Origin of the sequence: Amycolatopsis albispora, from assembly GCF_003312875.1 — a bacterium.
In the GTDB taxonomy this organism is placed as follows: domain Bacteria; phylum Actinomycetota; class Actinomycetes; order Mycobacteriales; family Pseudonocardiaceae; genus Amycolatopsis; species Amycolatopsis albispora.
In genome coordinates, this window is the sequence record NZ_CP015163.1 from 524851 (window position 1) to 536620 (window position 11770).

Annotated in this window: 12 protein-coding genes; 7 read left to right on the forward strand and 5 right to left on the reverse strand. The window is 70.6% G+C overall.

Annotation, left to right across the window (positions count from 1 at the left end; all coding sequences use genetic code 11):
* Positions 1 to 7 precede the first annotated feature (7 nt).
* Positions 8 to 469: a (2Fe-2S)-binding protein gene (locus tag A4R43_RS02635; protein ID WP_113690808.1), complete on the forward strand. Its 462-nt coding sequence runs from the start codon at positions 8 to 10 to the stop codon at positions 467 to 469.
* A 2-nt stretch (positions 470 to 471) separates the two neighbouring features.
* Positions 472 to 2658 (forward strand): xanthine dehydrogenase family protein molybdopterin-binding subunit, encoded by a 2187-nt coding sequence (locus A4R43_RS02640; RefSeq protein ID WP_113690809.1) that lies wholly within the window; start codon positions 472 to 474, stop codon positions 2656 to 2658.
* On the opposite strand, the gene A4R43_RS02645 is transcribed toward A4R43_RS02640, so the two are convergent.
* Complete coding sequence (locus A4R43_RS02645; RefSeq protein ID WP_113690810.1) at positions 2613 to 3905, reverse strand: sensor histidine kinase; 1293 nt, start codon at positions 3903 to 3905, stop codon at positions 2613 to 2615. The two genes, A4R43_RS02640 and A4R43_RS02645, sit on opposite strands and share 46 nt — an antisense overlap.
* Entirely contained in the window at positions 3902 to 4594 is a 693-nt protein-coding gene (locus tag A4R43_RS02650; RefSeq protein WP_113690811.1) for a response regulator transcription factor, read from the reverse strand. The genes A4R43_RS02645 and A4R43_RS02650 overlap by 4 nt, the downstream gene beginning before the upstream one ends.
* Positions 4595 to 4726: 132 nt before the next feature.
* On the opposite strand from A4R43_RS02650, the gene A4R43_RS02655 reads away from it, so the two are divergent.
* Entirely contained in the window at positions 4727 to 5194 is a 468-nt protein-coding gene (locus A4R43_RS02655) for a DoxX family protein (protein ID WP_113690812.1), read from the forward strand.
* A 72-nt stretch (positions 5195 to 5266) separates the two neighbouring features.
* Here A4R43_RS02655 and A4R43_RS02660 read toward each other — a convergent pair whose 3' ends face one another.
* Positions 5267 to 5983: a DUF4190 domain-containing protein gene (locus A4R43_RS02660; protein ID WP_236808732.1), complete on the reverse strand. Its 717-nt coding sequence runs from the start codon at positions 5981 to 5983 to the stop codon at positions 5267 to 5269.
* 108 nt (positions 5984 to 6091) lie between these two features.
* On the opposite strand from A4R43_RS02660, the gene A4R43_RS02665 reads away from it, so the two are divergent.
* The gene (locus A4R43_RS02665) at positions 6092 to 6700 is read left to right on the forward strand and encodes an NUDIX hydrolase (RefSeq protein WP_205215220.1); all 609 of its coding nucleotides are present in this window, start codon (positions 6092 to 6094) and stop codon (positions 6698 to 6700) included.
* A 6-nt stretch (positions 6701 to 6706) separates the two neighbouring features.
* Here A4R43_RS02665 and A4R43_RS02670 read toward each other — a convergent pair whose 3' ends face one another.
* Positions 6707 to 7096, reverse strand: a complete 390-nt coding sequence (locus A4R43_RS02670) for a hypothetical protein (protein ID WP_162788291.1) — start codon at positions 7094 to 7096, stop codon at positions 6707 to 6709.
* Positions 7097 to 7143: 47 nt separating this feature from the next.
* Positions 7144 to 7830 (reverse strand): TetR/AcrR family transcriptional regulator, encoded by a 687-nt coding sequence (locus A4R43_RS02675; RefSeq protein ID WP_113690815.1) that lies wholly within the window; start codon positions 7828 to 7830, stop codon positions 7144 to 7146.
* Between the two features lie 95 nt (positions 7831 to 7925).
* Between A4R43_RS02675 and A4R43_RS02680 the strand changes: the two genes are divergently transcribed.
* Genes A4R43_RS02680 through A4R43_RS02690 form a run of 3 tightly spaced genes read left to right on the forward strand, consistent with a single transcriptional unit; the run spans position 7926 to position 11679 of the window.
* The gene (locus A4R43_RS02680; RefSeq protein WP_113690816.1) at positions 7926 to 8552 is read left to right on the forward strand and encodes a (2Fe-2S)-binding protein; all 627 of its coding nucleotides are present in this window, start codon (positions 7926 to 7928) and stop codon (positions 8550 to 8552) included.
* A complete protein-coding gene (locus tag A4R43_RS02685; RefSeq protein ID WP_113690817.1) occupies positions 8549 to 9526 on the forward strand; it encodes an FAD binding domain-containing protein in 978 nt (325 codons plus the stop codon). Before A4R43_RS02680 ends, A4R43_RS02685 begins: the two co-directional genes overlap by 4 nt.
* Positions 9526 to 11679 carry a xanthine dehydrogenase family protein molybdopterin-binding subunit gene (locus A4R43_RS02690; RefSeq protein WP_113690818.1) on the forward strand — a complete coding sequence of 718 codons (2154 nt, stop codon included), beginning with the start codon at positions 9526 to 9528 and terminating at the stop codon, positions 11677 to 11679. Before A4R43_RS02685 ends, A4R43_RS02690 begins: the two co-directional genes overlap by 1 nt.
* Positions 11680 to 11770 lie beyond the last annotated feature (91 nt).

An 11770-nucleotide genomic window follows, 5' to 3' on the forward strand; every position in this document is an offset into this window, starting at 1 on the left:
AGGGAAAGTGGCGCTGACTCTGGTGGTCAATGACCGGCGTCGCCGGGTCGAGGTCGATCCGGCGACGCCGTTGCTGTGGGTACTCCGGGAGACCCTCGGCCTGACCGGCACCAAGTTCGGGTGCGGTGAAGGGCTTTGCGGCGCCTGCACCGTGCACCTGGACGGCGAGGCGGTGAACTCGTGCACGATCAGCGTCGGCGACGTGGGCCGGCGGCGGGTCAGCACGATCGAGGGGACGGGCGGTCGCGTGGCCGGTGCGGTCCGGGAGTCGTGGCTGGCGCTCGACGCCGCGGAATGCGGGTACTGCCAGCCGGGGCAGATGATGGCCGCCACCGCGCTGCTGACCGCGAAGCCGCGACCGTCCGATGAGGACATCGACGGCGCACTGCGCGGCAACCTGTGCCGCTGCGGGATCTACGACCGGATTCGTGCCGCGGTGCACCAGGCCGCCGAGTCACTGGAGCGATAGCCATGCCGGATTCACCTGCGCGCGTTGGCCGCCGCACCGTCCTCAAAGGAGCCGCGGCCGGGCTGGTGATCGGCCTGTACGTGCCGCACCGGGCCGAGGGCCGCACGGCGCGGGCCAAGGAACCGTTCGCCCCGAACGCCTTCCTGCGCATCAGCCCGGACAACGAGGTCACGATCATCGCCAAGCACGTCGAATGGGGCCAGGGCATCCACACCACGCTCGCCATGATGATCGCCGAGGAACTGGACGCGAGCTGGGCGCAGGTGCGGGTGCGCCCGGCCCCCGCCGACCCGGCGCACTACGCGAACCTGATCTTCGAAATGCAGCACACGGCCGGTAGCAACAGCGTCCGCAACTCTTGGGAGCAGTACCGCCGGGCCGGTGCCACCGGCCGCGCGATGCTCGTCTCGGCCGCCGCCGCGCGGTGGCGCGTGCCGGTCGGCGAGATCGCCGTCCGGGACGGCATCGTCCGGCGCGAGCGGTCGTCGCGGCGGGCCACGTTCGGCGACCTGGCCACCGCCGCGGCCGCGCAGCCGGTGCCGGACAACGTGCCGCTCAAGGACATCGGGCAGTTCCGGCTGATCGGCACCAGCGGCGTGCGACGGCTGGACACACCGTCCAAAATAGACGCGAGTGCGCGGTTCGCGATCGACGTCGCGGTGCCCGGCATGCTGACGGCACTGGTCGCGCGGTCACCGCGGTTCGGCGGCACGGTGAGTTCGGTCAACCGCGACATTCCCGGCGTCCGCCATGTCGTGGAGATCCCGACCGGGGTCGCGGTGGTCGCGGACTCGTTCTGGGCGGCCAAGCAGGCTCGCGACCGCCTCGACGTCAGCTGGGACGACAGCGCGGCGGAGACCAGGAGCACCGCCGAACTGGTTGCCGAGTACCGCGCGCTGCTCGACCAGCGCGGGGACATCGCCCGCAGCGACGGCGCCATCGACAACGCGCTGGCCAACGCCGCGCGGACCATCACCGCGGACTTCGAGTACCCGTACCTCGCCCACGCGCCGCTGGAGCCGGCGGCGGTGGTCGTGCGCACGAGCGGGGACGGCTGCGAGATCTGGACCGGCGACGGCAGCGTGCAGGGCGCGCAGGAAGGCGCCGCCGAACTGCTCGGCCTCGGCCCGGACCGGGTCGCGATCAACTCGGTTTACGCGGGTGGCTCGTTCGGCCGCAAGGACGGCACCACCAACGAGGCGGTCGAGATCGCCCGCGCGATCGGCGGGAACACCCCGGTCAAGCTGCTGTGGACCCGGGAGGACGACCTGCGGCACAGCTTCTACCGCCCGATGTACGTCCACCGCGTGACGGTCGGGCTGGACGATGCCAACGCCATCACCGCGTGGCGGCACACCATCGTCGGTCAGTCGATCTTCCCGTGGGAGCCGGTGAACGGGGTCGACTGGGTCTCGGTCGACGGCGCGGCGAACATTCCCTACGACATCCCCAACATCCTGGTGGACCTGCACACCACCGAGGTCGGCGTGCCGATCAACACGCTGCGCGGGACCGCGGGGGCCCACACCGCGTACTCGGTGGAGACCATGCTCGACGACGTCGCCGCCGAGACCGGCCGCGACCCGCTGGCGCTGCGGCAGGAGCTGATGGCCCGCGACCCGCACCTCAAGGACATCGACATCCTGTCGATCGCCGAGGCCGACCGGCCGACCGTGTTCGCCGAGTACCCGCGCCAGCTGAAGACCTTGGAACTCGCCGCGGAACGTGCGGGCTGGGGCACCTCCGGCACCAAGAGCGGGCGGGGTTTGGCCGTGCACTACGGCTTTCTCACGTCGGTGGCGATGGTCGCCGAGGTGACCGTCCGCGGGGACCGGACGTTCCGCGTGGACCGCGTGGTGTGCGCGGTCGACTGCGGGGTCGCCGTCAACCCGGACATCGTGCGCGGCCAGATCGAGGGCAGCGTCGCGTGGGGGCTGAGCATCATGCTCCACGGGGCGATCACCCTGGACCGGGGTGTGGTCCAGCAGTCGAACTTCGACGACTACGCCGTGTTGCGCATGGACCAGATGCCGCGGGTCGAAGTGCACATCGTGCCGTCGGAGGCGCCACCGACCGGCGTCGGCCAGGTCGCGGTGGCGACCGTCGCGCCCGCGGTGGCCAACGCGTTGTTCGCGGCGACGGGTCAGCGCGTCCGGCGGCTGCCGTTCGGGTCCGCGCGTGTCCCGTGATCCAGTGGCAGCGGGTTGGCCGACGGCGGCCGGGCCGTGCGCCGGTCGGCGGTGTGGTCGGGCAGCCACAGCACGAACACGCTGCCGACGTCCACTGTGGAATGCACGGAAACCTGGCCGTCGTGGCTTTCGACGATCTGCCGCACGATCGCGAGGCCGAGCCCGGCCTGCCCGAACGCGCGCCGGGAACCTCCCGGCTGGGTGAGGGAATCGGTGAGCTGCCGTGCCGCGGTGAAGAACCGGTCGAAGATCAGTTCTTGGTCGTCGGCGGGAATGCCGGGGCCCTGGTCGCGGACGCCGATCCAGGCCCAGCCGTGCTCGCTGCCGACGGAGATGGTGATTTCGCTGCCGTGCGGGGCGAGCCGGACGGCGTTGGACAGGAGGTTGTCCACCGCGCGGCGCAGTCCGTGCGGATCACCCGCCACCACCGGGCCCGCCCGCAGCTGCCGGTTCAACGACAGGTTCCGCTCGGCGGCGAGCAACGCGAACTCGTCGGCGGCCTCGGTGCCGATCGCGGCCAGCTCGACCTCGACGTCGACAAACGCGGGGGAGCTGCGGCGGGCGGTGGACAGCAGGTCCTCGACCAGCTGGGTCATCCGGCTCATCGCCCTGGTCACCAGCGCGACCGCGTTCGCGCGGGCAGCCGGCGTGGTGTCGTCGGCGGCCAGCACGGCGTCCACATTGGCCTGAATGACGGCGAGCGGGTTGCGCAACTCGTGGGAGGCGTCGTCGACCATCTGCCGCTGCACCTGGAACGCCGCCTCCAGCCGGGTGAGCATGCCGTCGATGGTCTCGGCCAGCTCACGCAACTCGTCCCGCGGGCCGTCGAGATCGATGCGCCGGGACAGGTCGGTGGCGGAGATCTCCCGCGCGGTCGCGGTGATCCGGCGGACCGGCCGCAGCGCCCGCCCGGCCAGCCACCAGCCGGTGAGCAGGCTCGCCACGAACAGCACCGCGATCGCCTGCAGCGACAGGTCACGCAGGAGGCCGAGCGTTTTGTAGTTGGCCGCCGCCTCCACCGCCGCCATGTCCGAGGCGTCGAACCGGGCGCCCTCGGTGACCGTCCAGTTGCCCTGGTCGTCCTTGGCCATCTTCGGCGACGACTCCAGCGGACCGGCCTCCAATGTGGAGGACAGCACCAGGTACACCCCGGCGACCACCAGCGCGGTCAGTCCGAAAAGGACAGAGGAGTAGGTGACGGCGAGCCGGAACCGGATCGTCCTGCTCCAGGCAGGCAAGGCGGTCACGCGTTGTCCCGCAGGCGGTAGCCGCGCCCGATCACCGTCTCGATCACCGGCTGCTCCCCGTCGACGGTGAGCTTGCGCCGCAGGGTGCCGACGGTGACCCGCACGGTCTGCGTGAGCGGGTCGGCGTTCTCGTCCCACACGTGCTCGAGCAGTTCCTCGGCCGAAATCACGTAGCCCGGCCGGGACATCAGGTAGTGCAGCACACCGAACTCCTTGAGCGTCAAGGACAACTCCCGCCCGTCCCGCGCGGCGACGTGCCGGGCGCTGTCCAGCACCAGGCCGCCGACCCGCAGCACCGCCGAGCCGCCGGCGACCCCGCGCCGCAGCAGCGCCCGGACCCTGGCCAGCAACTCGGCCAGCGCGAACGGCTTGGTGAGGTAGTCGTCCGCGCCCAGGTCCAGCCCGCGCACGCGGTCGGCGAGGCCGGTGCGCGCGGTCAGCATCAGGATCCGCAGGTCGGTGCCCGGCATCAGGCCGATCTCGCCGAGGCGGACCGCGCGGCACAGCGACAGCCCGTCGCGATCGGGCAGCATGATGTCCAGGATCATCAGGTCATAGGCCGTGCACGCGAGTTTCTCGGTGGCTTCACCTGCCGTTCCCGCCGCGTCCACCGCGTAGCCCTCCCTGGCCAGGCCCGCGCGCAACGCACTCACCAGGCCCTCTTCGTCCTCCACCACCAGCACGCGCACGAACCCACCGTATCCGGCATTCCGCCCGGGGCCGACCGCTCTTTCGCCCGGCTTTCGCTCCGGTTGCCCGCCGTTTTCGCGGGGCACTGCGACGCTCGCCGGACATGGACACGACCGGAAGGGCACCCCGTCATGACTCTGCTCCCTCGCCTCGGTGAGAACACGCAGCAACTGGCGTCCGACATCGGCCTGCTGGTGCTGCGCCTCGCGATCGGCGTGGTCTTCATCGCCCACGGCTGGGGCGACGCCGCCCAGGACGGTGGCGCCGCCGCGAACGTCGAGAACTACCGGGAGGCGGGCATTCCGCTGCCGGAGCTGTCCGCCTGGTTCGGCGCCTACCTGCAGTTGGTCGGCGGGATCCTGGTGCTGCTCGGCGCGCTCACCAGGTTGGTCTGCGCCGGGTTCGCGGTCATCATGGCCGGGGCGTTGATCTTCGTGCACGCGGGCGAGCCGCTGGTCCTCACCCCGGACGGCAGCGGCTCCGGGTTCGCGTTCATCATGCTCGCTGCGTCACTCGCCCTGCTGGGCACGGGCGCGGGCCGGTTCAGCACCGACCGGGCACTCATCACGCGGCGGACGCGGTCCAGCAGTGGTGCCTAAGCCCTGGATGAAGGCGTCTTCGGGTGATCAGTCCACTTTCGACGGTGCGTGCGTGGCGGTCGGTGCCGACGTTCAGGGCTGGTAGGTGCACAGTGCGCCGACGCTGTTGGACTGCTCCACGACCGTCTTGCCGTCGACGATGATCTTGCAGGTGTTGTCCTTGCTGTTCAGGTCGAAGTTGACCGGGGTGACGGTGACCGAGGTGAACGCCAGGTCGTCCATGGTGAGTGTCTGGCTCCAGGTTTTGCCCTTGTCGAGGACTTCCTGGGAGTTCGTGGTGAACCCGCTGCTCCACTGGACGTTCGACTTCGCGGCCGTGGTGACTTCCAGAACGATGGTGTGCTTGGCCGATTCCGCTTCCGCCGGGGCCGCGTTGGCGGGAGCGGCTTCCGGAGCCGCCGCGGTGTCGGCGACGACGGGCGGCGCGGCTGGGGTCGGCAGGCTGTTGGCCGTGTCGTTGACGGCCTTGCCGAACGCGGCGGTCCAGATGATGCAGATGACCAGCCCGATGGCCGACAGGGCGATCGCGGCGATGGCCATGCCCTTGTTGGTGGACTGGCCCCGGTTCGCGCGCTGGAGCCCGATGACGCCGAAGATCAGTCCCAAGATCGTCAGCGGCCAGGCGACGATCCCGATCAGCGGGATGAAGGCGAAGATCAGGCCGACCAAGCCCAGGACAAAACCGGCGGTACCGAGCCCGTTCCTGGGCTGGGACGGGGCCTGCATCACCGGGGGCGGCGTGGGGGCGTAGGACACGGTTGCCTCTTTCAGCGGTGCGAATGCGGTCATGCTCTGCGCCACCCGTCGTCGGGACGGCCGCGCGCGTAACAGGGCCCGGCACCGTGCCGGGGTAACGACCAGGAGTCGGGGTGATCAAGGCGGTGACCATTTCCGCTGGTGACCGCGCCGACGATCGACTCACTCTCGGTTACCCAGGCGGTAAAGTTGAAAATTCAAGTTCACCCGTACGGGCTACATTTCAATTGGTGCCGTCGAGTGCATCGCGGCTATGACAACCTGACGCCACCACCCAGGAGTACGCCCGTGAACCCTTCTCCGCCGAGAATCCGCGTCGCCGCCTACGTGATCCGCCGGCGACCGCGGCCTGAACTCCTGATCTTCGAGCACGTTGACTTTCCCGAAGCCGGACCACAGGTTCCGGCCGGAGGGGTGGAAGCCAACGAAGGTCTCCCGGAGGCCGTGGTGCGGGAAGTAGCAGAGGAAACGGGATTGACCGGCGTCACGCTCGTTCGCGCGTTGACAACCGAGGACAAGCCTCACCCCGAAACCGGACAACCACGCCGCACCACCTACTTCCACCTGGTGGCGCCCGCCGACACCGCCGACGAGTGGATCCATCGTGTCGAGGGGAGCGGCGGCGACACCGGCATGACGTTCGCCTGCCGCTTCCAGTCGCTTCCGTTGCCGCATCCGCTGGCTGACGGCCAGGACGCCTGGCTCGGCCTGATCGATCCACAGTCTCGTCCGCGCGCTTCCGGCACCTAGGCGCGGCTACCTGATGGGATCGCTGAGGTAGTCGATGCCGAACTCCGCGCACCGGATTCGCAGCCGCCACCCCGATACCGGCTGGTCGGTGGTGCCGCTGAACACGGCCTTGAGCGCGCCCGTGGCCGTCCCGCCCAGGGTGGCGCTCTGCAGTCGGATGCTGGAGGTCGCCACCAGGTCGACATCGACCGTGAGCGGGATCCGGGTCACCGGCGGCTCCACGAGAAACCGCGGAGTGTCCGTGGTGCCCTGGTTGGCGCGCTCGATCACCAGCAAACAGACCAGTAGCGGCCCCGAGTTCAGCAATCCGCCATGCCAGGCTCGGTAGCCCTGACCAGCCAGTACCTGGGCAGGGGAGAGGAGCTGCCGGGGCGCCTCCCCGGTACTGGTGCTCATGACCGCACTCTAGACCTCTCGTGTGGACCGGTGCGGTTCGCGAACCGTCATGGGGCGAGTTTTCGCAGCAACTCCAATAGGATGCCGCGTTCGCCAGCGGTCAGTTCGGGCGTCCGGCGTGATGACAGCGTCGCCAGCAAGGCGCGTGCCAACTGCGCTGAGGCGGCCTCGTCACCCCCTGGGGAATCCTGCGGGTGGAGCACGGCGCCGAACACCGCATCGCGCATACGCTCGGACAGGCCCGCGGTGCCCGGTCCGTCCGGAGTGGACAGCAGGCTGAGGGTGGTGCCCACCGACCCGGTGTGGATCAGCGTGGCGGCCTGTTCCGGTGGCAGCCGCAGCCTGCCCGCCTCGGCCAGCCGGTCGAGGATGCCGACGAGCACGCGGTGCCCTTCACGCGCCGCCGGTCGGGTTTCGGCGTTCGGGGTGCCGTACATCAGCCGGTAGAAGGCCGGGTGCGCCAGGCCGAAGCCGACGTGGTCGGTCCAGCCCCGGCGGAGGTCGGCCAATGGGTCCGCGGACGGCTTGCGGCTGCGCTTGGTGCCCAGGTAACGCCGGAAACCCTCTTCCGCCACGGCTTCGAACAGGGAGTTCTTGTCGCCGAAGTGGTGGTAGACGGTCGGCGCGGTGACGCCGGCCGCCTGGCACACGTCCCGGATCGAAACCTGCTCCGCGCCGGTGTGCTCCAGCAGCGCGGCGGTGGCGTCGAGGATCTGCTGCCGCGTGTCGTTCATGTAGCGACTGTATAGGACGCCCTTGCCATTCCTTTAACCGTGTTATATACCTAACGGCGATACACCACCTCTTGTAACGCCGTTAGGCAGAGGAGATGCCGGTGAGCAACGACCCCGCACCCGAGAAAGCGGCCCACACGCGCCGCACCGTGCTCAAGTCCACCGCGGCGGCCGCGGCCGGGAGCGTCGCGGCCGCCCACCTCCCCGCGGGCGCGGTGGCGGCCGAGCCGTCGCACACGATCGCCGGGGGAGAGCAGGTGGAGATCACCCTTTCGGTCAACGGGCAGCGGCGGCCGGTGGTCGTCGAGCCGCGGGTGACCCTGCTGGACGCGCTGCGCGAGCGGCTCGGCCTGACCGGCACCAAGAAGGGCTGCGACCGCGGCGAGTGCGGCGCGTGCACGGTCCTGGCCGACGGCGACCGGATCAACGCCTGCCTGACCCTGGCCGTGATGCGGCAGGACGCCGAGATCACCACGGTGGAAGGCCTGGCGCGCGGTGAGGAACTGCACCCGGTGCAGGCGGCGTTCATCCGGCACGACGCGTTCCAGTGCGGTGCCTGCACCCCTGGTCAGGTCGTCTCCGCGGTGGCCTGCGTCGCCGAGGGGCACACCGGCTCCGACGCGGAGATCCGCGAATGGATGAGCGGCAACCTCTGCCGCTGCGCCGCGTACCAGAACATCGTGGCCGCCGTCGCCGACGCCGCCAAGGAGGCGCGGCGATGAGGGCCTTCGGTTACACGGTCGCGAGAACGCCCGCCGAGGCCGTCCGTGCCATCGGCACCCCGGGCTCGGCGTTCGTGGCGGGCGGTACGGACCTGCTGAACCTGATGCGCGACGGCGTCCAGGGCCACGACCACCTGGTCGACGTCAACCGGCTCGCCCTCGGTGAGGTCACGGCCGACAACGGCGTGCTGCGTGTCGGCGCGCTCGCCAGGATGCGCCAGGTCGCCGAACACCCGTGGGTGCGGCAGGAGTTCCCGGTGCTGTCGGAGGCACTGCTCGCGTCGGCGTCCCCGCAGGTCCGCACCATGGCCGCGATCGGCGGGAACCTGTTGCAGCGCACCAGGTGCGGCTACTTCCGGGACACCGGCTCCGCGTGCAACAAGCGGGTCCCCGGCAGCGGGTGCCCGGCCCTCACCGGGCACAACCGGGGGCACGCGATCCTCGGTGGCGGCGAGCACTGCATCGCCACGCATCCGTCCGACCTGGCGGTGGCGCTGACCGCGCTGGACGCGACCGTGCACCTGCTCGGCCCGGACGGCGAACGGGCCGTCCCCATCGCCGAGTTCTACCTGCTCCCCGGCACCACCCCGGACCGGGAGACCGCCTTGCGCCCCGGGGAACTCATCACCCGGGTGGAGGTGCCACGCACGCCAGTCGCCGCGACCTCGCGTTACCTCAAGCTGCGTGACCGGGCCACCTTCGAATTCGCCGTCGTGTCGGTCGCGGCGGCGCTGCGGATGGGAGGCGGGGTCGTCGAGGACGTGCGGCTGGCGTTCGGTGGCATCGGCACGCGCCCGTGGCGGGATTCCCGCGTCGAAGCGGCGTTGCGCGGCAGGCCGCTGACCGAAGCGGCGATCACCGAAGCGGGCCGCGTCCTGGTCCAGGACGCGGATCCGCGTGAGGACAACGGATTCAAGGTCGAACTTGTCCAGCGTGCGCTGGCGAGCATCCTCAGCGAGTTGGGAGGCGTGTGATGAGCGGACTGATCGGCCGCGGAGTGGAACGGGTCGACGGCCGGGCGAAGGTCACCGGCGCGGCCCGCTACGCCGCGGACAACGAGGTAACCGGTGTGCTGCACGGCTTCCTGGTGCTGAGCACGGTCGCGAGCGGGGAGATCACCGAACTCGACACGACCGCGGCACTGGCCGCACCCGGCGTCGTCGCGGTCTGCACGCATCAGAACCTGCCGCCGCTGACGCTGCCGGCCTTCCCGTACCTCAAGGGTTTCCTGCCACTGCACGACACCCGGATACACCACAATGGACAGCCGATCGCCTACGTGGTGGCCGCAACGCTGGAGCAGGCACAGGAAGCGGCGAACCTGGTGCGGGTCGGCTACCGCGCCGAACGACCGGTCGCGCACCTCGCCGCCGCGCTCGGCGAGGCGTTCCTGCCGGACCCGTTCCGTGAGCGGCCCAACGAGATCTCCCGCGGTGACGCCGAAGCGGCGATCGAGCGGGCCGAAGTTCGGGTCGAGCAGAGCTACAGCTCGCCGATGATGCACCACAACCCGATCGAGCCGCACACCACCACCGCGGTCTGGAACGGCAACTCGCTGACGCTGTACGAGAGCGCGCAGGGCGTGGTGTTCACCCGCGCGGTCGTGGCGAAGGCGTTCGAGAAGTTCGGCGTGCGGCAGGAGGACGTCCGGATCGTTTCGCCCTACCTGGGCGGTGGCTTCGGCGCCAAGGGACCGACCTGGTCCCACACCCTGATCAACGCGGCGGCGGCGCGGATGCTCGGGCGCCCGGTCAAGCTCGTGCTGACCAGGGCGCAGATGTACACCATGAACGGCCACCGCGCCGAGTACCGCCGGAGCCTGCGACTCGGTGCCACGAGGCGCGGCAGGCTGACCGCCATCGTCGACACCAGCACCGCGCAACTGACCCGCACCGAGACGAACATCCTGAACAGCAGCGAATCCACCGTCCACCTCTACGCCTGCCCGAATGTCCACGTGCGGCAGCTGGGGGCGAGGCTGGACCTGCCGTCGTCGAGCTACATGCGCTCACCGGAGACGACCGCGCACTTCGGGCTCGAAACCGCGATGGACGAATTGAGCCACGAACTCGGCGTCGACCCGGTGGAGCTGCGGTTGCGCCACCACCCGACGGCGGGCTCGCACCTGGCGGACTGTTACCGGCTCGCGGGCAACGCGTTCGGCTGGGACCGGCGTGATCCGCGCCCGCGGTCCATGCGGGACGGTGACGAGTACGTCGGCTGGGGCGTGGCGACCGAGGTGCACACCTACTCGGCGTTCCCGTCCACCGTCGCGCTCGCCATCGGCGTGGACGGGCGGGCCACCCTGCGCGCGGCCACCCAGGAGATCGGCACCGGCACCTACACGGTGCTCACCCAGGTCGCCGCCGACCGGCTCGGCATGCCGATGGACCAGGTCACGACGCTGCTCGGCGACACGGCCTTTCCGCCGGCCGCGCTGTCCGCCGCATCCGCCACGATGCCCAGCGTGATCGGCTCGGTGTCCCGCGCGGCGGAGAACGCGCGTGACGCCGTGGTCGCGATCGCCGTGGCCGACCCGCGTTCGCCGCTGCACGGCGTTCCCGCGGCGGACGTCGTCGCCGAGCACGGCCAGCTGTTCGCCCGCGGCGACCGCGACCGGCGGGACAGCTACCGCGACGTGGTGGCCCGTCACGGTCAGGCCGTCGAAGTGACCGGCAGCGTGCTGAACACGGCCGGGCACTCGTACGGCGCGGTGTTCGTGGAGGTCCGGTTCGAGCCGAAGCTCGCCGCGTTGCGCGTGAGCCGGGTGGTGGCGGCGTACGATCCCGGCCGGGTGCTCAACCACCGGACCGCACGCGGCCAGGTGATCGGCGGGGTCACCTGGGGCATCGGTTTCGCGCTGATGGAGCGCACGGTGGTGGACCGCGACACGGCGAGGGTGGTCAACGCGAACCTGTCCGGCTACCTGGTGCCGGTCAACGCCGACACGCCGTCGGTCGAGGCGTTCTTCGTGGACCGCCCGGATCCGAACAGCACCGCGCTCAACGCCCGCGGGTTCGGCGAAACCCCGGGTACGGGGGTGCCCGCCGCGATCGGCAACGCGATCTTCCACGCCACCGGCCGCCGCCTCCGCGACGTCCCCTTCACCCGTGACAAGCTGCTGTGACGCGGCTCGTCACGACGACCTCGACACGCCGGCCCGGCTGGCCGCTCGACCGTCCGTCCAGAGTGGACAGTCTGCTGGGCTCCGATCGCGG

Coding starts and splice junctions, on each gene's coding strand:
- A4R43_RS02640 (WP_113690809.1), top strand. CDS start 472: ATGCCGGATTCACCTGCGCGCGTTGGCCGCCGCACCGTCCTCAAAGGA.
- A4R43_RS02655 (WP_113690812.1), top strand. CDS start 4,727: ATGACTCTGCTCCCTCGCCTCGGTGAGAACACGCAGCAACTGGCGTCC.
- A4R43_RS02660 (WP_236808732.1), bottom strand. CDS start 5,983: ATGACCGCATTCGCACCGCTGAAAGAGGCAACCGTGTCCTACGCCCCC.
- A4R43_RS02670 (WP_162788291.1), bottom strand. CDS start 7,096: ATGAGCACCAGTACCGGGGAGGCGCCCCGGCAGCTCCTCTCCCCTGCC.
- A4R43_RS02675 (WP_113690815.1), bottom strand. CDS start 7,830: ATGAACGACACGCGGCAGCAGATCCTCGACGCCACCGCCGCGCTGCTG.
- A4R43_RS02680 (WP_113690816.1), top strand. CDS start 7,926: ATGCCGGTGAGCAACGACCCCGCACCCGAGAAAGCGGCCCACACGCGC.
- A4R43_RS02685 (WP_113690817.1), top strand. CDS start 8,549: ATGAGGGCCTTCGGTTACACGGTCGCGAGAACGCCCGCCGAGGCCGTC.
- A4R43_RS02690 (WP_113690818.1), top strand. CDS start 9,526: ATGAGCGGACTGATCGGCCGCGGAGTGGAACGGGTCGACGGCCGGGCG.